Origin of the sequence: Paraburkholderia sp. HC6.4b (assembly GCF_014200875.1) — a bacterium.
GTDB lineage: Bacteria > Pseudomonadota > Gammaproteobacteria > Burkholderiales > Burkholderiaceae > Paraburkholderia > Paraburkholderia tuberum.
The window spans coordinates 62,856-83,016 of sequence record NZ_JACHDC010000010.1; the positions used below are offsets into that span (position 1 = coordinate 62,856).

The following is a 20,161-nucleotide window of genomic DNA, read 5'->3' on the forward strand; positions in this document are numbered from 1 at the left end:
CGTTCATTGCGACGCAACCGCTCCGCGAATTTCGCAACGAGTTTATCGCCGGCCTCATGAGCGGCATTCATTACCGGAACCTTCCACCGGAAAGCGTATGAAAATCACCATTATCGGCACCGGCTATGTGGGCCTTGTCACCGGCGCGTGTCTCGCCGAAATCGGCAATGACGTCTTCTGTCTCGACGTCGATCAGCGCAAGATCGACATCCTCAACAAAGGCGGCGTGCCGATTCACGAACCGGGCTTGCAGGAGATGATCGCCCGCACGCGCGCGGCTGGCCGCATCACGTTCTCGACCGATGTCGCCGCGAGCGTCGCGCACGGCGACGTGCAGTTCATCGCGGTCGGCACGCCGCCCGACGAAGACGGCTCCGCCGATCTGCAATATGTGCTCGAGGCCGCGCGCAACATCGGCCGCACGATGAATGGTTTCAAGGTGATCGTCGACAAATCGACGGTGCCGGTCGGCACCGCGCAGCGCGTGCGCGCGGTGATCAATGAAGAGCTCGCGAAACGCGGGCTCGCCGGCAGCGCGCAGCATCGCTTCTCGGTCGTGTCGAATCCGGAGTTCCTGAAGGAAGGTGCGGCCGTCGACGACTTCATGCGCCCCGACCGTATCGTGATCGGTATCGACGAAGACGAACCGGGCGTGCGGGCGCGCGAAATGATGAAGCGTCTGTACGCGCCGTTCAACCGCAATCACGAACGCACGCTGTACATGGACGTTCGCTCGGCCGAGTTCACCAAGTACGCGGCCAACGCGATGCTCGCGACGCGCATCTCGTTCATGAACGAGATGTCGAATCTCGCGGACAAGGTCGGCGCCGACATCGAAGCGGTGCGCCGCGGCATCGGTTCCGATCCGCGCATCGGCTATCACTTCCTGTATGCGGGCTGCGGCTATGGCGGCTCGTGCTTCCCGAAGGACGTGCAGGCGTTGATTCGCACCGCGAGCGAGAGCGGCCACAACCTGCGGATTCTCGAGGCGGTCGAGGAAGTGAACTACCAGCAGAAGGACGTGCTCGTGAACAAGATCACCGCGAAGCTCGGCGAGGATTTGAGCGGCCGCGCGTTCGCGGTGTGGGGTCTCGCGTTCAAGCCGAATACCGACGACATGCGCGAGGCGCCGAGCCGTCGCGTGATCGGCGAGTTGCTTGCGCGCGGCGCGAACGTGCGTGCGTACGATCCGGTCGCCGTGACCGAGGCGCGTCGCGTATTCGCGATGGATCTGCACGCTGCGCCGGAGCAACTGGCGCGTCTCACGTTCACGAGCACTCAGGACGAAACGCTGATCGGCGCCGACGCGCTCGTGATCGTGACCGAATGGAAGGAGTTCAAGAGTCCTGATTTCGTGCATCTGAAATCGGTGCTGAAGACACCGCTGATTTTCGACGGCCGCAACCTGTACGAACCGGACGCGATGACCGAGCTCGGTATTGACTACCACGCCATTGGACGCCCCTATGCCCAACCCTCTGAACTTCCGGTCGATGCCTGAGGCGATGCCCGCGGCGCCCGCGTCCACGACGGCGCAGAAGCTCACGGTCGTGCCGCGCGCGCAGCTCAACGCGGCGCGCGTGCTGGTGGTCGGCGACGTGATGCTCGACCGATACTGGTTCGGCGACGTCAACCGCATTTCTCCGGAGGCGCCCGTGCCGGTCGTGCACGTGCAGCGCCAGGAAGATCGGCTGGGCGGCGCGGCGAACGTCGCACGCAACGCGGTCGCGCTCAGCGCGCAGGCGGGTCTTTTGTGCGTGGTCGGTCATGACGAGCCCGGCGAGCGTATCGTGCAGCTGCTCGGCGAAAGCGGCGTCACGCCGCATCTGGAACGCGATCCGGCCTTGCTGACGACGATCAAGCTGCGCGTGCTGTCGCGTCAGCAACAGTTGCTGCGCGTCGATTTCGAAAACTCGCCGGCACACGAGGTGCTGCTCGCGGGCCTCGCGCGTTTCGACGAGCTGCTGCCATCGTACGACGTGATCCTGATGTCCGACTACGCGAAGGGCGGCCTCACGCACGTCACGCAAATGATCGCGAAGGCGCACGCGGCCGGCAAACCGGTGCTCGTCGATCCGAAGGGCGACGACTGGGAGCGCTATCGCGGCGCGACGCTGATCACGCCGAATCGCGCGGAATTGCGCGAGGTCGTCGGACAGTGGAAGTCCGAGGAAGATCTGATCGCGCGCGTCACGAAGCTGCGCGCCGAGCTCCAGTTCGAGGCGCTGCTGCTGACGCGCTCGGAGGAGGGCATGACGCTGTTCTCCGACGATGGCATCCTGCACGCGTCGGCCGTTGCGCGCGAAGTGTATGATGTTTCGGGCGCGGGGGACACCGTGATCGCGACACTCGCCGCGATGCTCGGCGCGGGTCTTTCGCTTGTTGACGCGGTTGGACTCGCGAATCGCGCGGCCGGCATCGTGGTCGGCAAACTGGGCACCGCCACCGTCGACTACGACGAACTCTTTTCCTGATGCAGCCCGCGGGGCGCCGTCGTCCGACGGACCAGCGGACCCCGCGCGGCGTTGACTGAACGAAGCTCACTACCGCAGGATCACCATGACCGTCATCGTCACCGGCGCGGCCGGTTTTATCGGCAGCAATCTCGTGAAGGCGCTCAACGAGCGCGGCGAACAGCGCATCATCGCCGTCGATAACCTCACGCGTGCGGACAAGTTCAGGAATCTGGTCGACTGCGAAATCGACGACTATCTCGACAAAACCGAATTCGTCGAGCGCTTCAGGCGCGGCGACTTCGGCAAGGTGCGCGCGATACTCCACGAAGGCGCCTGCTCGGACACGATGGAAACCGACGGCCGCTACATGATGGACAACAACTACCGCTATAGCCGCGACGTGCTGGACATCTGCCTCGCGCAGAACGTCCAGTTCCTGTACGCGTCGTCGGCGGCGACGTATGGCGGCTCGAGCCGCTTCGTCGAGGAGCGCGAGGTCGAGCAGCCGCTGAACGTGTACGGCTATTCGAAGTTCCTGTTCGATCAGGTGATTCGCCGCGTGCTGCCCACCGCGAAGAGCCAGATCGTGGGCTTCCGTTATTTCAACGTCTACGGTCCGCGCGAAACGCACAAGGCGCGCATGGCGTCGGTCGCGTTTCACAACTTCAACCAGTTCCGCGCCGAGGGCAAGGTCAAGCTGTTCGGCGAGTACAACGGCTATGCGGCCGGCGAGCAGACGCGCGATTTCATCTCGGTCGAAGACGTCGTCAAGGTCAACCTGTTCTTCTTCGATCATCCGGAGAAGTCAGGCATTTTCAATCTCGGCACCGGCCGCGCGCAGCCGTTCAACGATATCGCGAGCACCGTGGTCAACACGCTGCGCGCGCTGAACAACGAGCCGGCGCTGTCGCTCGCGGATCAGGTGCAACGCGGGCTGATCGAATACATTCCGTTCCCCGACGCGCTGCGCGGCAAGTATCAGTGCTTCACGCAGGCCGATCAGTCGAAACTGCGCACGGCCGGCTACGACGCGCCGTTTCTGAGCGTGCAGGAAGGTGTCGATCGTTACGTGCGTTGGCTGTTCGGCCAGGTGTGATTCGTACGTCATCCTCTTTAAACTGGAATCTCCTGGCCGGTGATGGTCGCCGGCCAGTGGCAACAGGGAGATTCCAATATGTTTCGAAAAGTACTGGTTACCGCGGCGATGCTCGCCGCTTTCGGCCACGCATATGCGGCGGTCGACGTCAACACGGCTAACGAAGACGCGCTGCGCGGCATCAAGGGCATCGGTCCGGCAAAAGCCAAAGCGATTGTCGAGGAACGTAATGCGCACGGCCCGTTCAAGGACGCGGCGGATTTCGGCAAGCGCGTCAAGGGCATGGGCGGGCACACCATCGAGCGCCTGCAGGCGGAGGGTCTCGCTGTCGGACCGGCTGGTGCGGCTGCTAGCACGCAGGTTGCGGCAGCTGCGGCGGGCAAGGAGCCGGCCGCTACGGCCGCGTCCGCCGCCACGCAGAAGGGCGCCGCCGCAGTGGCGGTGAAGAAGTAAGCGGTCGCGAGCCTTGCGCGTGCCATGCTGACGAGCGGCTTGCGGCGCGCAGGGTTCGCGAACGTTCCATTGCATCGATTGGTACACACGTGTTCCCGCGGCTCGCAGCCGCGGGCTTTTGCGTGGCAACACCATGCATCCATGCGGGCAGAAGGGCTGCAGGGCAGCGGCCGGAGATCGTGGTTTAGAATCGATGGATTGAAGACACTCTTTCGCGCATCGATCGCTAGACCCCATATGGCATACCAAACGATTGAAGACACGATCGGCAATACGCCGCTCGTACAACTCGTCCGGCTTCCCGACGACGAGATCCGTAGCCGCAACAATGTGATCCTCGCGAAGCTTGAGGGCAACAATCCTGCGGGGTCGGTGAAAGACCGGCCGGCGTTGTCCATGATCAAGAAGGCCGAAGCGCGCGGACGCATCAAGCCGGGCGACACGCTGATCGAATCGACGAGCGGCAACACCGGCATTGCGCTCGCGATGGCCGCCGCAGTCCGCGGCTACAAGATGGTACTGGTCATGCCGGAAGATCTGTCGGTCGAGCGCCGCCAGAGCATGGCCGCTTACGGCGCGGAAATCATCCTGACGCCTGTCAAAGGCGGCATGGAGTACGCGCGCGATCTCGCCGAGCAGATGCAGCGCGAAGGCAAGGGCATCATCCTCGATCAGTTCGCGAACCCGGACAATCCGGCCTCGCACATCGAAGGCACGGGCCCGGAAATCTGGCGCGACACGGAAGGGCGCATCACGCACTTCGTGTCGTCGATGGGCACGACCGGCACGATCATGGGCGTGTCGACGTATCTGAAAACGCAGAACCAGCAGATCGAAATCATCGGCGCGCAGCCGGAAGAGGGCTCGCGTATTCCGGGTATTCGCAAATGGCCGGAAGCGTATCTGCCGAAAATCTTCGACCGCAGCCGCGTCGACCGCGTGGAGAACGTCAGCCAATCCGCGGCCGAGGCGATGGCGCGCCGCCTGGCGTCGGTCGAAGGCATCTTCGCGGGCATTTCGTCGGGTGGCGCGTGCGAAGTCGCGCTGCGCATCGCGCGTCAGGTCGAGAACGCGACGATCGTGTTCATCGTCTGCGATCGCGGCGACCGTTATCTGTCCACGGGGGTATTTCCCGCGTAAGCGGTTCGCCGGGCGCCTTCGCGGGCACACGAGCGAATGAAAAGCGCCGGTCGAGCCGGCGCTTTTTTTTGCGTCTTTCAACGCGAGGCGCGCACGGCGACTCGCGCCGCGACTCACTGCGAATCTGAGTTCGACTGATCCGCCTGGCCTTGCGACGCGCTGCCGTTGTTGGCCGCTTTTGCGGCATTCGCCGCGTCGATCGCTTGCATCTGCGCCTTGACCTTCTGACCCAGCTGATACACCGCGAGCGCATAGAAGAAGCTGCGGTTGTAGCGCGTGAGCACGTAGAAATTCTTCAGGCCGAGCACGAACTCGGTGCCGCGTCCCGGTGTCGGCAGATCGACCACCGTGACCGGGGTGCCCGCTTCGGAAGCAATGTCGACGTTCGGCTCGTTCAGCACGAGGCCGGCACGCAGCAACTGGTCGAGCGGCCAGTGCGGCTCCGGCTGCCCATTGGCCGCGGCCTGGGCGACACCGAGGCTGCCCGCGTCCGAGCCGATTCGCCATACCACCGGCCGGCCGCTTTCCCAGCCGTTCTGGCGCAGATAATTCGCGACGCTGCCGATCGCATCCGCATCGCTCGTGCGCAGATCGATGCGCTTGTTGCCTTCGTAGTCCACCGCGTATTGGACGATGCTGCTCGGCAGGAACTGCGGAATGCCGATCGCGCCGGTGTACGAGCCGAGCACCGTGTTCGGGTCGATCTGCGCGTCGCGCGTCCACACCAGGTAGTCTTCGAGATTCTTGCGGAAGGTCGCCTGGCGGTCCGCGCGATTCGCGGTGTTCGGATAATCGAAGCTCAGCGTGGTCAGCGCATCGAGCACGCGGAAATTACCCATGTAGCGACCGTAGATCGTCTCGACGCCGATGATGCCGACGATCATCTCCGGCGGCACGCCGAACTCCTGATACGCGCGCTGCAGCGTGGCCCGGTTCTCGCGCCAGAACTGCACGCCGGCATTGACGCGCACCGGGTCGAGGAAGCGCGCCTGATACGAGCGCCAGTTCTTGACCGACGGCGTCGGTGACGGGGTGACCAGCTTCACTGCGGTCGCCGAGTAGCTGACGCCGGTGAACAGCGCGTGCAGCGACGCTTCGTCGAAATCGTAGCGTGCGACCATCTCGTTGATGAACGCATCGACGTTCGCGTTGTGCGCATAGCGCTGCGGAATGATCTCTTCCTCGAACGTCTGTCCTTGCGGTACCGGCTGCTGCGGCTGGCTCTGCGCGAGTTGCACCGGTGCTTTCCTTGTGGCGCTTTGCGCGCTCGCGGGACTTGCTGCGATGAACATGCACGATGCGACGATCAGTGAGGCGGCGTGGGTGCCGAGGCGAAGACGGTTGCGTGGGGATCCTGCGGACAGAGCAAGCTTGACGGTCATGGTGAGCAGTGAGCGCGATGCGTGAAAGGCTGGAAGCAGTCGGAAAGCTGCAGGAACGAAACGGCGAATAACGGGTCGGGGAAGTATATCCGACGACTTCCGCAAAACCGTGCTGAATCGGCGACAGCGGCGTCGTGTGGTAACTTGACGAATGGAGGCGCGCGGGGGCGCGCGCCGCTCGACGGAGACACGCCGCGCGCGCAGTTCATGCGTCGCGCCGTAGAAGAGACGCACAACACGAACTATGGCAACAGGCTTCTATTCCCACCCCGACTGTCTGCTGCACGACATGGGGCAGTGGCACCCCGAGTGTCCCGCGCGCCTGCAGGCGATCGAGGATCAACTGATCGCAAGCCGCATCGACGCGCTGATCGAGCGCGAATCGCCGCCGCTCGTCGACGAGGCCGCGCTGCTGCGAGTGCACACGCAGGCGCATGTCGACTACATCCGCGGTCGCTCGCCCGTCGAGGGCGTCGCCGAGATCGATCCCGACACGACGATGAATCCGCACACGTGGCAGGCCGCGTTGCGCGCGGCGGGCGCGGCGGTCGCCGCCACCGACGCGGTGATCGAAGGCCGCTACGACAACGCGTTCTGCAGCGTGCGGCCGCCGGGCCATCACGCGGAGCCGGCGCGTGCGATGGGCTTCTGCTTTTTCAACAACATCGCGATCGCCGCGCGCCACGCGCTCGACGTGCATGGTCTCGCGCGCGTCGCCATCATCGACTTCGACGTGCATCACGGCAACGGCACCGAGGCCGCGTTCTCGGGCGACCCGCGCGTGCTGATGTGCAGTATCTTCCAGCACCCGTTCTATCCGTTCACGGGCGCCGACAACCAGGCGTCCAACATGTGCAACGTGCCGATGCCGGCGCGTTCGAACGGCATGGCCGTGCGCGAAGCGGTCGATATGCTGTGGTTGCCGCGCCTGCACGAATTCAGGCCGGAGATGCTGTTCATCTCGGCCGGCTTCGACGCGCATCGCGAGGACGACCTCGGCAACATGGGCCTCGTCGAAGACGATTACGCGTGGATCACCGACCAGATGCGCGAGATCGCGCGGCGTTATGCGCGTGGGCGCATCGTCAGTTGTCTCGAGGGCGGCTACAACCTGTCGGCGCTCGGGCGCAGCGTGGTCGCGCACGTGCGGTCGCTGGCGGAGATCTGAGGTTGCCCGACTGCACGCGGCGACAGTGGCTCGAAAGCCAGCGAGCGAAAATCGACATTCACGCACCGAGGAGCGAGCCATGAACACCAGTCCCGCCAGCACCGGCGACGCGTCGCCGGTCACGATCGAACACGACGCATATCGCGTAGCGGGCGTCGTGCGTGTGACGATGAACCGGCCCGATGCGTTCAATGCGCTGTCCGAAGCGTTGCTCGACGGACTGCTGCAGACGCTGACCGGGATCGCGAAGACCGATGCCCGCGTGGTCGTGATCGCCGGCGCTGGCCGCGCGTTCTGCGCGGGGCACGACCTGAAGGAAATGCGCGCGGCGCCATCGCTTGCTTATTACCAGCAGCTGTTCGCGCGCTGCACGAAGCTGATGCTGACGATCCAGCGCATGCCGCAGCCGGTGATCGCGCGCGTGCATGGCATCGCGACCGCCGCCGGCTGCCAGCTGGTCGCAATGTGCGATCTCGCGGTCGCCGCCGATACCGCGCGCTTCGCCGTATCGGGCGTGAACCTCGGATTGTTCTGCGCGACACCGTCGGTGCCGCTGTCGCGCAACCTGTCGCGCAAGGCCGCGCTCGAAATGCTGCTGACCGGCGATTTCATCGACGCCGCCCAAGCGCGCAAGCAGGGGCTCGTGAACCGCGTCGCCCCAGCCGATGCGCTCGACGACGAAGTCGCGCGGCTCGCCGCGAGCATCTGCGCGAAGCCGGTCGAAGCTGTCAGCGCGGGCAAGGGTCTGTTCTACCGGCAGCTCGAAATGGGTATCGAAGCCGCGTACCAGCTCGCGGGGCAGACGATGGTCTGCAACATGATGGACGACTCGGCGCTCGAAGGCGTGCAGGCTTTCATCGACAAACGCGCGCCGGAGTGGAAGCGCTAGTCGACGGCCAGCAAGCGCCGCGTCTTGTCAACCCGGTCCAACCGCCCGCCTTTCGATCCACTCGACCAACGCCTCGATCACCCGATCGCGATCGAGGTCGTTCATCGTCTCGTGGTAGCTACCCTCGTGCAGCGTGAGCGTCTTGTCCGGCGAGCCCGCGTGCTCGCCGAACGCGCGGCTGCCGTCGGGCTCGGTCACTTTGTCGTCGGTGCCATGAAACACGAGCAGCGGCATGCGCAGCCTCGCGCGTCCGCGTTCGATGCGCGCCATCGCGAGCAGCAGCTCGGCGCCCGTGCGCGCCGGAATCGCGTCGTGATGCACGAGCGGATCGTTGAGGTTGGCTTTGACCACCGGCTGAAGGCGCGAGAGCAGCGCAGGGTCGATCTTCATCGCCGGGAAGGTTGGGTAGACGCGGCTGATCACCTGGCTTAGCGCGAGCATCCACTTCGGCACGTCGCGGCCCGGCGCGAGCGCGGGGCTCGACAGGATCAGGCCGGCGAGGCGCCGCCCGCTCGCGTCGAGGCGCTCTATCGCATACAGCGCCGCCACCGCGCCACCCATGCTGTGACCCATCAGGAATAACGGCGCACAGCTTTGCGCGGCGGCATCGAGCAGCGCCTGCGCATCGAGCAGGTAGTCGTCGAAGCGTTTCACATAGGCGCGCTTGCCGGGCGCGTGGCCGTGGCCGCGCAGATCGATCGCGACGAGTTCGATGCCCGCCGCGTTGAGCCGGCCCGCAACGGCGGCGTAACGGCCGGCGTGCTCGGCGAGGCCGTGCAGCAGCGCGACCGTCGCGCGTATGGGCCCGTTCGGCCGCCAGCGATACAGCGGCAACTCGATGCCATCGCCGGTCGTCACCGACCCGCGCTGCGGCGCATCTTTATTGAGACTGCCGGCGCTCGCGCGCACGGTGTGGCTCGGAGAAGTCTGCATGGCGGCGGCCTGTGCTGAGGAAGGGTGGCTCGATCATAGTCGTCGCGGCGCGAAGCGCGTGAGCTTCGTGCATAAGGTGCGGCTCTAATGCCCGCAGGTTATGAAAAGATCGAAATTGATTATTAAAGGGCATGTCGTCGCTGCGGTAGAATGACGACCTCAAATCCCAATAAAAGAAACGGCGGCCGCTTGTCGGGAGCACGATGCTCGCCGGCAGCCTCCGCCGTTTTCGTTTGTCCATGATCGAAATACGCAATGTTTCCCAGCGGTTTGCCGGGCCCCGGGGGTGGGTCGAGGCGCTGCACAACGTCAATCTGACGATTCCGGCGGGCGAGGTGTTCGGCATCATCGGCCGCAGCGGCGCGGGCAAGAGCACGCTCGTGCGCACGATCAACCTGCTGACGCGCCCATCCGAGGGCAACATCCTCGTCAACGGCCGCGATCTGACGACGCTGCCCGCCGCGCAACTGCGCGACGCGCGTCGCGAGATCGGCATGATCTTCCAGCACTTCAATCTGTTGTCGTCGCGCACCGTGTACGAGAACGTCGCGCTGCCGCTCGAACTGGCCGGCATGAAGCGCGACGAGATCGAGGCGAACGTGCTGCCGCTGCTCGAGCTCGTCGGTCTGTCGGCGCAGAAGGACCGCTATCCGGCGCAGATCAGCGGCGGGCAGAAGCAGCGCGTGGGCATCGCGCGTGCGCTCGCGAGCAAGCCGAAGGTACTGCTGTCGGACGAGGCGACCTCCGCGCTCGACCCCGAAACCACCCGCGCGATCCTCGATCTGCTCAAGCGCATCAACCGCGAACTGAACCTGACGATCGTGCTGATCACTCACCAGATGGACGTGATCAAGCAGGTCTGCGATCGCGTCGCGGTGCTCGACGCGGGCCGCGTCGTCGAAGAGGGCAAGGTGATCGACGTGTTCCTGCAGCCGCACCACGAAGTCACGCGCGCGCTGATCGGCGACGTGATCGCGCAGGAGCTGCCGCCCGCCATGAAGGCGCGCGTCGCGCAGCGGTTGAAGACCGGCAGCGGCCATCTGCTGCGCCTCGCGTTCACCGGTTCGGGCGTCGATCAGCCGATCCTGTCGGAGACGATTCGCCGCTACGAGCTCGACTTCAACATCCTGCACGGCCAGATCGACGAAATCCAGGGGCAGGCGTTCGGCTCGCTCGCGGTACTCGCGGGCGGCGATCCGGCCAAGGTCGCGCAGGCGATCACGTTTCTGCGCGAGCAGGGTGTCGTAGTGGAGGAGCTCTCGCATGTTGAGTGAAATGTTCGATATGTTCGTCCAGTCGTTCTGGGAGACGCTCATCATGGTGGGCATCTCCGGACTGATTGGCGCTGTGGTCGGCGTGCCGCTCGGCGTGCTGCTGTATTTGACCAACCGCCAGGGCGTGCTCGAAAACGTCGCGTTGAATCGCGTGATGGGCGTGATCGTCAACGCGGTGCGCTCGACGCCGTTCATCATCCTGCTGGTCGCGGTGATTCCGTTTACGCGACTGGTCGTCGGTTCGTCAATCGGCACCGCGGCCGCGATCGTGCCGCTGACGATCGCCGCGGCGCCGTTCATCGCGCGTCTGGTCGAAACGGCGCTGCGCGAGGTCGATCGCGGGCTCATCGAGGCGGCCCAGGCGATGGGCGCGACCACCAGCCAGATCGTCTTCAAGGTGCTGTTGCCGGAATCGCTGCCGGGGGTGGTCGCCGGGTTGACAATCACGTTCGTGTCGCTGGTCGGCTATTCGGCGATGGCCGGCGCGATCGGCGGCGGCGGTCTTGGCGACCTCGGCATCCGCTACGGCTATCAGCGCTTCCTGCCAGAAGTGATGCTCGCGGTCGTGCTGATACTGATCGTGTTCGTGCAACTGGTGCAGTCGTTTGGGGATTGGCTCGTGCGTCGTCTGAGCCACAAATAAACAAGGGCGTTCGGAAGCCCGCTAATAAAGATTCGGAAAAGGTCCATCATGCAACGTCGCTTCATTCTCAAGCTGGCCGCCGCATTCGGCGCGGCAACGCTCTTCGCCACCACCGCGGCGCATGCCGAAGACACGATCAAGGTTGGTGTCACCGGCGGCCCGCACGCGCAGATCATGGACGTCGTGAAGATGGTCGCGGCGAAGAACGGCCTGAACATCAGGATCGTCGAATTCTCCGACTACGTGCAGCCGAACGCGGCGCTCGCGGGCGGCGATCTGGACGCGAACAGCTACCAGCACGAGCCGTACCTGCAGGCGCAGGTGAAGGATCGCGGCTACAAGCTGATCCGTATCGCCGATACGGTCACGTACCCGATGGGTATCTACTCGAAGAAGGTGAAGTCGCTCGCCGAACTGCAGCCGGGCGCGAAGATCGCCGTGCCGAACGACCCGACCAACGGCGGCCGCGCGCTGCTGTTGCTGCAGAAGCAGGGCTTGCTGAAGCTGCGCGCCGAGGCGGGCCTGAAGGCGACGCCGCTCGACATCGTCGACAATCCGAAGAAACTAAAGATCGTCGAGCTTGACGCGGCGCAGATTCCGCGTTCGCTGGACGATGTCGATGCCGCCGCGATCAACACCAACTTCGCGATGGAAGCGGGCCTCAAGCCAACTCAGGACGCTATTGCGATCGAGGACCGGAAAGGTCCCTACGTGAACGTGATCGCGATTCGCGAAGCGGACAAGAACAAGCCGTGGGTCGCGAAGCTCGTCGCGGCGTACCACTCGCCGGAAGTGAAGCAGTTCGTCGACAGCAAATTCGGCGGCTCGGTAATCACCTCCTGGTGATGCAACGCCCGCGGACCTCGCAGAACACGACGGCAATGCGAAATTAGAGGTCTGAGTCGGAACCCGGGGTTGTCTCCCGGGTTTTTTGGAGATTAAAATAGAACGATCGTTCGATATTGCCATTACGCCGCTGAGGAGCGATATCCTCCCGCAAAGCGCCCGCGACACGGCTGTCATGAGGGCAGTCGCTATAATGTTCATCGGGTTGACGTATTCGTAACTTTGGAGCGTGTGCATGAAAATTCTGGTGCCAGTGAAAAGAGTGGTCGACTACAACGTGAAGGTCCGCGTGAAATCGGACGGTACGGGCGTCGATATCGCGAACGTGAAAATGTCGATGAACCCGTTCGACGAAATCGCGGTTGAAGAAGCGGTGCGTCTGAAGGAAGCGGGCGTCGCGACCGAAGTGATCGCCGTGTCGGCCGGTGTTGCGCAGGCGCAGGAAACGCTGCGCACCGCGCTCGCCATCGGCGCGGATCGCGCGATCCTGATCGAATCGAACGAAGACCTGCAGCCGCTCGCCGTCGCGAAGCTGCTCAAGGCGCTCGTCGACAGGGAGCAGCCGCAACTGGTGATCCTCGGCAAACAGGCCATCGACGACGACTCCAATCAGACCGGCCAGATGCTCGCCGCGCTGGCGAATCTGCCGCAGGCGACGTTCGCGTCGAAGCTTGTCGTGGCGGACGGCAAGGCGACGGTCTCGCGTGAAGTGGACGGTGGCGCGGAAACGCTGTCGCTGACGCTGCCGGCCGTGGTCACGACCGATCTGCGCCTGAACGAGCCGCGTTACGTAACGCTGCCGAACATCATGAAGGCGAAGAAAAAGCCGCTGGAAACGCTCAAGCCCGAAGACCTCGGCGTCGATGTCACGCCGCGTCTGAAGACGCTGAAAGTCGCCGAGCCGCCGAAGCGTTCCGCCGGTGTGAAGGTGCCGGACGTGAAGACGCTGGTCGAGAAGCTGAAGACCGAAGCGAAGGTGCTGTGAGGAGACCCGAGAAATGACGAACCTGGTAATTGCAGAACACGACAATGCGTCGATCAAGGCCGCGACGCTGAACACGATCGCAGCGGCACAGAAGATCGGCGGTGATATTCACGTGCTGGTCGCGGGACATAACGCGCAGGGCGCGGCCGATGCGGCCGCGAAGATCGCGGGTGTCAGCAAGGTGCTGCTTGCCGATGCGCCGCAACTGGCCGCAGGCCTCGCGGAAAACGTCGAAGCGACGGTGCTGACGCTTGTGCAAGATGCGGCGAAGCACTACACGCACATCCTCGCGCCGGCTACCGCCTACGGCAAGAACATCGCGCCGCGTATCGCCGCGAAGCTCGACGTCGCGCAGATCAGCGACATCACGGCAGTGGATAGCGCCGACACGTTCGAGCGTCCTATCTACGCGGGCAACGCGATCGCGATCGTGCAATCGGCTGATCCGATCAAGGTCATCACCGTGCGCTCGACCGGTTTTGATGCCGTCGCGGCCGAAGGCGGCAGCGCAGCGGTCGAGAAGATCGAAGCGGCAGCCGACGCAGGCCTCTCGCAGTTCGTGAGCCGCGAAGTGACGAAGCTCGATCGTCCGGAACTGACGAGCGCGAAGATCATCGTGTCGGGTGGCCGTGGTCTGGGCAATGGCGAGAACTACATGAAGGTGCTGGAACCGCTGGCCGACAAGCTCGGCGCGGCACTGGGCGCATCGCGTGCGGCGGTCGACGCGGGGTTCGTGCCGAACGATTATCAGGTCGGTCAGACCGGCAAGATCGTGGCGCCGCAACTGTACGTCGCGGTCGGCATCTCGGGTGCGATCCAGCATCTGGCCGGCATGAAGGACTCGAAGGTCATCGTCGCGATCAACAAGGACGAAGAAGCGCCGATTTTCAGCGTGGCCGATTACGGCTTGGTTGGCGATCTGTTCACCCTCGTGCCGGAACTCGTGCGCGAACTCGGCTAAGCGCCGCGGCGCCTGAAAGAGGCCGCCGAAAGCAAGCGAAGGGCGCAGGACCGACCAAGTCCCGCGCCCTTTTTTCATATCAAGGGAGGAGAACCGAAATGAGCTATACGGCGCCCATCAAGGACATGCTGTTCGTGATGAAAGAACTGGCCGGACTCGAAGACATCGCGAAGCTGCCCGGCTTCGAGGACGCGAACCTCGACACCGCGCGGGCCGTGCTCGACGAGTCGGCGAAACTATGCGGCGAAGTGCTCGCGCCGCTGAACGTCGACGGCGATCGCAATCCGAGCAGCTGGAAGGATGGCGTGGTCACTGCGACGCCGGGTTTCAGGGAAGCCTTCCGCCAGTTTGCCGAAGGCGGTTGGCAGGGCGTGCAACATCCGCTCGACTACGAAGGCCAGGGCCTGCCGAAGCTGATCGCGACGCCTTGCATCGAAATGCTCAACGCGTCTAACCTCTCTTTTGCGCTGTGTCCGTTGCTGACCGACGGCGCCATCGAAGCGCTGCTAACCGCTGGCAGCGAAGCGCAAAAACAGACCTATGTGCCCAAGCTGATTTCCGGCGAATGGACCGGTACGATGAACCTGACCGAACCGCAGGCCGGCTCCGATCTCGCGCTCGTACGCACGCGCGCCGAGCCGCAGGCCGACGGTTCGTTCAAGCTGTTCGGCACGAAGATTTTCATCACGTGGGGCGAGCACGACATGGCGAAGAACATCGTGCATCTGGTGCTCGCACGCACGCCGAACGCGCCCGATGGCGTGAAAGGCATTTCGCTGTTCCTTGTGCCGAAGTTTCTCGTCAACGAAGACGGTTCGCTCGGTGAGCGCAACGACGTTCACTGCGTATCGATCGAACACAAGCTCGGCATCAAGGCGAGCCCGACCGCCGTGCTGCAGTTCGGCGATCACGGCGGCGCGCTCGGTCAGCTGATCGGCGAAGAGAATCGTGGCCTCGAATACATGTTCATCATGATGAACGCCGCCCGTTTCGCGGTCGGCATGCAAGGTGTCGCGATCTCGGATCGCGCATATCAGAAGGCGGTCGCGTATGCGAAAGAGCGCGTGCAGAGCCGTCCCGTGGACGGCTCCGCGAAGCAGTCGGTCGCGATCATCCAGCACCCGGACGTGCGCCGCATGCTGTCGACGATGCGCAGCCTCACCGAGGCGTCGCGCGCGCTCGCCTACCTCGCGGCCTCGCACTGCGATATCGCGCATCGTCATCCGGACGATGCGACGCGCGCGAAGCATCAGGCGATCTACGAATACCTCGTGCCGATCGTGAAGGGCTGGAGCACGGAGCTGTCGATCGACGTGACGAGCCTCGGCGTGCAGGTGCATGGCGGCATGGGCTTCATCGAGGAAACCGGCGCTGCCCAGTACTACCGCGACGCGCGCATTCTACCGATTTACGAAGGCACGACCGCGATCCAGGCCAACGACCTGATCGGTCGCAAGACGCTGCGCGACGGCGGCAAGGTCGCGAAGGAACTGCTCGCTGGCGTCGCCGAAACGGTTGAAGCGCTTGGCGCGCAGCAGGGCGCGGCGTTCGCATCGATGCGCACACAGCTCGCGCAGGGCCAGCGCGCGCTTGGCGCAGTCGTCGATTTCGTCGTCGCCAATGCGAAGGGCGATCCGAATGCGGTGTTCGCGGGCAGCGTGCCCTATCTGAAGCTCGCGGGCATCGTGCTGGGCGGCTGGCAGATGGCGCGTGCGCAGCTTGCCGCGGCGACGAAGCGCGACGAGGACCGAGCGTTTCATGACGCGAAGATCGCGACCGCGCGGTTCTACGCCGAGCACGTGTTGCCACAGGCGACGGCGCTCGAAGTGGCGATCGTCAGCGCGAAGGGGGGCGAGGGCGTGCTGGCTTTGTCGGAAGACCAGTTCTGAGCATGCCTCGATGCCGGCCGCCATCGCGGCAGCACATTGAAATGCAAACGGCGCCCCGCGAGGCGCCGTTTGTTTGTACGGCTGCTGTTTGTTGCGGCCTGCGCCGCGGCCAGGGCCGCGTCAGCGCACGCACTCAAACTCACGCATACGCCGGCCGATGCTCGCCCGCGGTCTCGCCGAGATAGCGATGCACCGACAGATCGTCCGCGCGAATCGCGGGCTGCTTGCCCGACATCAAGTCGGCGAGCAGTTGGCCCGAGCCGCACGACATCGTCCAGCCAAGCGTGCCGTGGCCGGTGTTCAGGAACAGGTTCGGCACCGGCGTGCGGCCGACGATCGGCGTGCCGTCCGGCGTCATCGGCCGCAGACCGCTCCAGAACGTCGCCTTCGACGTGTCGCCGCCGCCCGGGAACAGGTCATTCACAGAAAGCTCGAGCGTCTCGCGGCGCGCCTGGCGCAGCGATTTGTCGAAGCCGACGATCTCGGCCATCCCGCCGACGCGAATCCGGTCATCGAAGCGCGTGATCGCGATCTTGTAGGTCTCATCGAGCACGGTCGACACCGGCGCGGCAGCCGCGTCGACGATCGGCGCAGTGATCGAATAGCCCTTCAGCGGATAGACCGGAATCTTCACTATGCCATCGAGGAAGCGCGTCGAATACGAGCCGAGCGCGACCACGAACGAATCCGCGCGCACGAGTTCGCTGCCGCACTGCACGCCGGCGATGCGGCCGCCCGCCATCGCGAGCGCGTCGATCGACGTGTTGTAGCGGAACTTGACGCCCAGATCCTCGGCGAGCGCCGCGAGGCGCGTCGTGAACATCTGGCAGTCGCCGGTTTCGTCGCCGGGCAGGCGCAGGCCGCCGGTGAGCTTGTGCGACACCGCGGCGAGGGCTGGTTCGGCCTTGGCGAGTTCGTCGGCCGTCAGCAGTTCGTATGGCACGTTGGCTTCCTGCAGCACGGCGATGTCTTTCGCGGCGCCGTCGAACTGCTGTTGCGTGCGAAATACCTGCAGCGTGCCGCCGGTGCGGCCTTCGTACTCGATGCCGGTGTCGGCGCGCAACGCCTGCAGGCAGTCGCGGCTGTATTCGGCCAGCCGCACCATACGGCCCTTGTTCACCGCATAGCGCGGCGCCGTGCAGTTCTGCAGCATCTGCCACATCCATTGCAGTTGGAACGCGGTGCCGTCGACGCGAATCGCTAGCGGCGCGTGCTTCTGGAACATCCACTTGACGGCCTTCAGCGGCACGCCCGGGGCGGCCCACGGCGAAGCGTAGCCCGGCGAGATCTGGCCCGCGTTGGCGAAACTGGTTTCGAGCGCCGGGCCGGCCTCGCGATCGATAACGGTCACTTCGTGACCGGCGCGCGCGAGGTAATACGCACTCGTCACGCCGACGACGCCACTGCCCAAAACGACGACTCGCATAGCTGCTCCAGATATCCAAAAATTGAGTGAAGGCAAGGCGCTCGTCGGAGCTTCGATCTGATTCGATTCGGCGAGCTGCAATGTGAGGTGAAATGCCGTTTGCCCAGTGTTAACCGCTATACTATTAACAGTGAGGCAGGTTTTGTTATTGTATTTTCATCATTTTTAGAAAAAACACCATGCGTACCCAGCGCCAGCCCGTGCGGGCTCTCGACAAGCTCGATCACAAGATCCTGCGGCTCCTGCAGCAGGACGGCCGTATGGCGATGAAGGACCTGGCGGAGCAGGTCGGTCTGTCGGTGACGCCGTGCATCGAGCGCGTCAAGCGGATGGAGCGCGACGGCGTGATCACCGGCTACTACGCCCGCGTGAACCCGGCCGAGCTGGGCGCGGCGCTGCTCGTGTTCGTCGAGATCACGCTCGATCACAAGAGTGGCAACATGTTCGATCTGTTCCGGCGCGAGGTGCAGAAGATCCCCGAGGTGCTCGAGTGCCACCTCGTGTCGGGCGATTTCGACTATCTGATCAAGGCGCGCATCGGCGAAATGGCCGATTACCGGAAGTTGCTCGGCGATATCCTGCTGCAACTGCCGGGCGCGGTGCAGTCGAAGAGCTATGTGGTGATGGAGGAAATCAAGGAGACGCTGACGATCGCGGTGGGCGAGTAGGTGCCGGTTCACTGACGGGGTTGGACGCGCATCAAGCGACCAACGAAGTGCTCGACAAACGGCGTAAACACTGTATATTTATACAGGTATTTTGCGCCGCTTTCCTTTGGCGCTTCCCGTTTGTGTTTGCTTTGCGTGGCCCGCCGTGGATGACCCCGACACCCCTGACATTCCCGAATTTCCGATCGCGCCGCCGGCGCCTCGCAAGGGGCGCGGCGCGGTCACGAACCTGCAAGGCCGCTACGAAGTCGACCAGCGCGAAGCCGTCCACGACGGCTGGCAGACGGCCGACGAAGACGGGGAGCCGAAGGTCCTGCGCACGCAGGTGTTCGAGGAGCGCGCAAAAACCATCCTCACACGCAATGCGTCGCCGGACATTCCGTTCAATGTGTCGCTGAATCCTTACCGGGGCTGCGAACACGGCTGCATCTATTGCTTCGCGCGGCCCACGCACAGCTACCTGGGCTTGTCGCCCGGGCTCGATTTCGAAAGCCGCATCTACGCGAAGATCAACGCGCCCGAACTGCTCGAGCGGGAACTGTCGAAGAAATCCTATGTACCCGAGCCGATCGCGCTCGGCGTCGCCACCGATGCATGGCAGCCGGCCGAACGTGACTTGCGTCTTACGCGTCGTGTGGTCGAGGTGCTCAGCGAGCGCAACCACCCGTTCGCGGCGATCACCAAATCATCGCTGATCGAGCGCGACATCGACCTGCTTGCGCCGATGGCCGAGCGCGGGCAATTCATGGCGGCGATCACCATCACCACGCTGGACGCCGACATCGCGCGCACGCTCGAACCGCGCGCGGCCACGCCGTCGCGCCGGCTGCGCACGATCCGTACGCTCAGCGAGGCGGGCATTCCGGTCGGCGTCAGCATCGCGCCGGTGATCCCGTTCGTCACCGAACCGGATATGGAGCGCGTGCTCGAAGCATGCGCCGAAGCGGGCGCCAGCAATGCGAGCTATATCGTGCTGCGGCTGCCGTGGGAGGTCGCGCCGCTGTTCAAGGATTGGCTGGGCGCACATTTCCCGGATCGGGCCGAGCGCGTGATGAGCCGTGTGCGCGACATGCGAGGCGGCAAGGATTACGATTCTTCGTTCTCGACCCGCATGAAGGGAGAGGGCTTATGGGCGGATCTGCTCAGGCAGCGCTTTCACAAGGCCGTGCGCCGGTTAGGGTTGAACGGGCGCGACCGCGGCATTCTCGACATGTCGCATTTCCGCCGGATCGAGCCGCCGCGCGCCGAACAGGTGAGCGCACCGGCGCGCGACAATCCGCAACTGAGGCTTTTCTAGCGCGCAGGAACGTCTGCGGGTCCCGCCACGGGGCATTACTGCGAAATCGCTTTGGCCGCTTCGACCTGACTTTCGAAGTAGGTCTGGAACGCGAGCGCGAGACCGGTCATCAGCAGAAACGCACCGATCAGCAGCGAAAAGATCACGACGAAAATGACCGTCCAGCCGGAGCGGCTTTTGCGTTGCGTGTGGGTGTTGAATTGCGCATCCCATTTCTGATCAGGACGCAGCCCGTAGACGAGCGCCGCCAGAAACGCGGCAAACAGCGAAACCGCGCCGATCGGCGCGAGCACCCAGCCCAGGATCGACGCGCGCTCGGTCGCGACCAGCAGCATCACGCCGGGAATGCCGATCAGCGTGCCGAGTAGATGCGCCCAGCCGTAGATGTCTCGGGTGCCATACAGATAGAAGCGGTGGGCGCCGAGGCTGCCGAACAGGAACGCCAACGCGGCGGTGAGCGTCTTGGATCTGAAGCGCGGGGAAGTCGAGGCAGCGGTGGGCATGAACGCGTGGGCAGAGTGACGGGCGGTCGAAAGGAGCGGCGCGCCGCGGGGGGCGCGGACCGACGCGCATTCTACGCCTGCGGCGCGCGGGTGGTCACGTGGAGGACGATCGCCCAGGCTGAAAGCGGGGCGGCGAGATGCGCCGGACCTGG

The 20,161-nt window shown here is 64.4% G+C and carries 19 protein-coding genes; 15 read left to right on the forward strand and 4 right to left on the reverse strand.

Annotation, left to right across the window (positions count from 1 at the left end):
* The first annotated feature begins 97 nt into the window (after positions 1-97).
* The 5 genes from HDG34_RS16665 to cysM all read left to right on the forward strand — a co-directional run bounded on the left by HDG34_RS16665 (position 98) and on the right by cysM (position 5,145).
* Entirely contained in the window at positions 98-1,501 is a 1,404-nt protein-coding gene (locus HDG34_RS16665) for a UDP-glucose/GDP-mannose dehydrogenase family protein (protein WP_090801314.1), read from the forward strand.
* Positions 1,467-2,474 (forward strand): D-glycero-beta-D-manno-heptose-7-phosphate kinase, encoded by a 1,008-nt coding sequence (gene rfaE1, locus HDG34_RS16670; protein ID WP_311734769.1) that lies wholly within the window; start codon positions 1,467-1,469, stop codon positions 2,472-2,474. Before HDG34_RS16665 ends, rfaE1 begins: the two co-directional genes overlap by 35 nt.
* Positions 2,475-2,559: 85 nt before the next feature.
* Positions 2,560-3,552, forward strand: a complete 993-nt coding sequence (gene rfaD, locus HDG34_RS16675; RefSeq protein ID WP_184061348.1) for an ADP-glyceromanno-heptose 6-epimerase — start codon at positions 2,560-2,562, stop codon at positions 3,550-3,552.
* Between the two features lie 78 nt (positions 3,553-3,630).
* On the forward strand, positions 3,631-4,005 hold the full coding sequence (locus HDG34_RS16680) for a helix-hairpin-helix domain-containing protein (RefSeq protein ID WP_090805416.1): 375 nt from the start codon (positions 3,631-3,633) through the stop codon (positions 4,003-4,005).
* 237 nt (positions 4,006-4,242) lie between these two features.
* On the forward strand, positions 4,243-5,145 hold the full coding sequence (gene cysM / locus HDG34_RS16685; protein ID WP_184061349.1) for a cysteine synthase CysM: 903 nt from the start codon (positions 4,243-4,245) through the stop codon (positions 5,143-5,145).
* 113 nt (positions 5,146-5,258) lie between these two features.
* On the opposite strand, the gene mltB is transcribed toward cysM, so the two are convergent.
* Positions 5,259-6,437, reverse strand: a complete 1,179-nt coding sequence (gene mltB / locus HDG34_RS16690; RefSeq protein WP_184061350.1) for a lytic murein transglycosylase B — start codon at positions 6,435-6,437, stop codon at positions 5,259-5,261.
* Positions 6,438-6,771: 334 nt separating this feature from the next.
* On the opposite strand from mltB, the gene HDG34_RS16695 reads away from it, so the two are divergent.
* Together HDG34_RS16695 and HDG34_RS16700 are read left to right on the forward strand one after the other, a co-directional pair.
* The gene (locus HDG34_RS16695; RefSeq protein WP_090801305.1) at positions 6,772-7,695 is read left to right on the forward strand and encodes a histone deacetylase family protein; all 924 of its coding nucleotides are present in this window, start codon (positions 6,772-6,774) and stop codon (positions 7,693-7,695) included.
* Positions 7,696-7,774: 79 nt separating this feature from the next.
* A complete protein-coding gene (locus HDG34_RS16700) occupies positions 7,775-8,584 on the forward strand; it encodes an enoyl-CoA hydratase (protein ID WP_184061351.1) in 810 nt (269 codons plus the stop codon).
* A 27-nt stretch (positions 8,585-8,611) separates the two neighbouring features.
* Here HDG34_RS16700 and HDG34_RS16705 read toward each other — a convergent pair whose 3' ends face one another.
* On the reverse strand, positions 8,612-9,517 hold the full coding sequence (locus tag HDG34_RS16705; RefSeq protein ID WP_184061352.1) for an alpha/beta hydrolase: 906 nt from the start codon (positions 9,515-9,517) through the stop codon (positions 8,612-8,614).
* 239 nt (positions 9,518-9,756) lie between these two features.
* Between HDG34_RS16705 and HDG34_RS16710 the strand changes: the two genes are divergently transcribed.
* From HDG34_RS16710 to HDG34_RS16735, 6 genes are all read left to right on the forward strand, one after another.
* Positions 9,757-10,791 (forward strand): methionine ABC transporter ATP-binding protein, encoded by a 1,035-nt coding sequence (locus HDG34_RS16710; RefSeq protein ID WP_184027716.1) that lies wholly within the window; start codon positions 9,757-9,759, stop codon positions 10,789-10,791.
* Positions 10,781-11,434, forward strand: a complete 654-nt coding sequence (locus HDG34_RS16715) for a methionine ABC transporter permease (protein WP_184061353.1) — start codon at positions 10,781-10,783, stop codon at positions 11,432-11,434. Before HDG34_RS16710 ends, HDG34_RS16715 begins: the two co-directional genes overlap by 11 nt.
* 48 nt (positions 11,435-11,482) lie before the next feature.
* Positions 11,483-12,280, forward strand: a complete 798-nt coding sequence (locus HDG34_RS16720; protein WP_184061354.1) for a MetQ/NlpA family ABC transporter substrate-binding protein — start codon at positions 11,483-11,485, stop codon at positions 12,278-12,280.
* A gap of 235 nt (positions 12,281-12,515) precedes the next feature.
* On the forward strand, positions 12,516-13,265 hold the full coding sequence (locus HDG34_RS16725; RefSeq protein WP_184061355.1) for an electron transfer flavoprotein subunit beta/FixA family protein: 750 nt from the start codon (positions 12,516-12,518) through the stop codon (positions 13,263-13,265).
* 13 nt (positions 13,266-13,278) lie between these two features.
* The gene (locus HDG34_RS16730) at positions 13,279-14,226 is read left to right on the forward strand and encodes an electron transfer flavoprotein subunit alpha/FixB family protein (RefSeq protein ID WP_184061356.1); all 948 of its coding nucleotides are present in this window, start codon (positions 13,279-13,281) and stop codon (positions 14,224-14,226) included.
* 98 nt (positions 14,227-14,324) lie between these two features.
* The gene (locus HDG34_RS16735; RefSeq protein ID WP_184061357.1) at positions 14,325-16,115 is read left to right on the forward strand and encodes an acyl-CoA dehydrogenase; all 1,791 of its coding nucleotides are present in this window, start codon (positions 14,325-14,327) and stop codon (positions 16,113-16,115) included.
* A 139-nt stretch (positions 16,116-16,254) separates the two neighbouring features.
* On the opposite strand, the gene HDG34_RS16740 is transcribed toward HDG34_RS16735, so the two are convergent.
* Positions 16,255-17,541 carry a D-amino acid dehydrogenase gene (locus HDG34_RS16740; protein WP_184061358.1) on the reverse strand — a complete coding sequence of 429 codons (1,287 nt, stop codon included), beginning with the start codon at positions 17,539-17,541 and terminating at the stop codon, positions 16,255-16,257.
* 179 nt (positions 17,542-17,720) lie between these two features.
* Between HDG34_RS16740 and HDG34_RS16745 the strand changes: the two genes are divergently transcribed.
* Positions 17,721-18,209 (forward strand): Lrp/AsnC ligand binding domain-containing protein, encoded by a 489-nt coding sequence (locus HDG34_RS16745; protein ID WP_090801287.1) that lies wholly within the window; start codon positions 17,721-17,723, stop codon positions 18,207-18,209.
* A gap of 145 nt (positions 18,210-18,354) precedes the next feature.
* Entirely contained in the window at positions 18,355-19,506 is a 1,152-nt protein-coding gene (locus tag HDG34_RS16750) for a PA0069 family radical SAM protein (RefSeq protein ID WP_184061359.1), read from the forward strand.
* Between the two features lie 35 nt (positions 19,507-19,541).
* Here the strand turns inward: HDG34_RS16750 and HDG34_RS16755 are convergent, their stop codons facing one another.
* A complete protein-coding gene (locus tag HDG34_RS16755; protein WP_090801282.1) occupies positions 19,542-20,009 on the reverse strand; it encodes an NINE protein in 468 nt (155 codons plus the stop codon).
* Positions 20,010-20,161 lie beyond the last annotated feature (152 nt).

What these genes read in the sequence shown, in the direction of transcription:
- HDG34_RS16725 (WP_184061355.1), top strand. Translation starts at nt 12,516, where the DNA reads ATGAAAATTCTGGTGCCAGTGAAAAGAGTGGTCGACTACAACGTGAAG.
- HDG34_RS16695 (WP_090801305.1), top strand. Translation starts at nt 6,772, where the DNA reads ATGGCAACAGGCTTCTATTCCCACCCCGACTGTCTGCTGCACGACATG.
- HDG34_RS16755 (WP_090801282.1), bottom strand. Translation starts at nt 20,009, where the DNA reads ATGCCCACCGCTGCCTCGACTTCCCCGCGCTTCAGATCCAAGACGCTC.
- HDG34_RS16720 (WP_184061354.1), top strand. Translation starts at nt 11,483, where the DNA reads ATGCAACGTCGCTTCATTCTCAAGCTGGCCGCCGCATTCGGCGCGGCA.
- cysM (WP_184061349.1), top strand. Translation starts at nt 4,243, where the DNA reads ATGGCATACCAAACGATTGAAGACACGATCGGCAATACGCCGCTCGTA.
- HDG34_RS16740 (WP_184061358.1), bottom strand. Translation starts at nt 17,541, where the DNA reads ATGCGAGTCGTCGTTTTGGGCAGTGGCGTCGTCGGCGTGACGAGTGCG.
- HDG34_RS16710 (WP_184027716.1), top strand. Translation starts at nt 9,757, where the DNA reads ATGATCGAAATACGCAATGTTTCCCAGCGGTTTGCCGGGCCCCGGGGG.
- HDG34_RS16715 (WP_184061353.1), top strand. Translation starts at nt 10,781, where the DNA reads ATGTTGAGTGAAATGTTCGATATGTTCGTCCAGTCGTTCTGGGAGACG.
- rfaD (WP_184061348.1), top strand. Translation starts at nt 2,560, where the DNA reads ATGACCGTCATCGTCACCGGCGCGGCCGGTTTTATCGGCAGCAATCTC.
- HDG34_RS16745 (WP_090801287.1), top strand. Translation starts at nt 17,721, where the DNA reads ATGCGTACCCAGCGCCAGCCCGTGCGGGCTCTCGACAAGCTCGATCAC.
- HDG34_RS16680 (WP_090805416.1), top strand. Translation starts at nt 3,631, where the DNA reads ATGTTTCGAAAAGTACTGGTTACCGCGGCGATGCTCGCCGCTTTCGGC.
- HDG34_RS16735 (WP_184061357.1), top strand. Translation starts at nt 14,325, where the DNA reads ATGAGCTATACGGCGCCCATCAAGGACATGCTGTTCGTGATGAAAGAA.
- rfaE1 (WP_311734769.1), top strand. Translation starts at nt 1,467, where the DNA reads ATGCCCAACCCTCTGAACTTCCGGTCGATGCCTGAGGCGATGCCCGCG.
- HDG34_RS16730 (WP_184061356.1), top strand. Translation starts at nt 13,279, where the DNA reads ATGACGAACCTGGTAATTGCAGAACACGACAATGCGTCGATCAAGGCC.
- HDG34_RS16700 (WP_184061351.1), top strand. Translation starts at nt 7,775, where the DNA reads ATGAACACCAGTCCCGCCAGCACCGGCGACGCGTCGCCGGTCACGATC.
- mltB (WP_184061350.1), bottom strand. Translation starts at nt 6,437, where the DNA reads ATGTTCATCGCAGCAAGTCCCGCGAGCGCGCAAAGCGCCACAAGGAAA.
- HDG34_RS16665 (WP_090801314.1), top strand. Translation starts at nt 98, where the DNA reads ATGAAAATCACCATTATCGGCACCGGCTATGTGGGCCTTGTCACCGGC.
- HDG34_RS16705 (WP_184061352.1), bottom strand. Translation starts at nt 9,517, where the DNA reads ATGCAGACTTCTCCGAGCCACACCGTGCGCGCGAGCGCCGGCAGTCTC.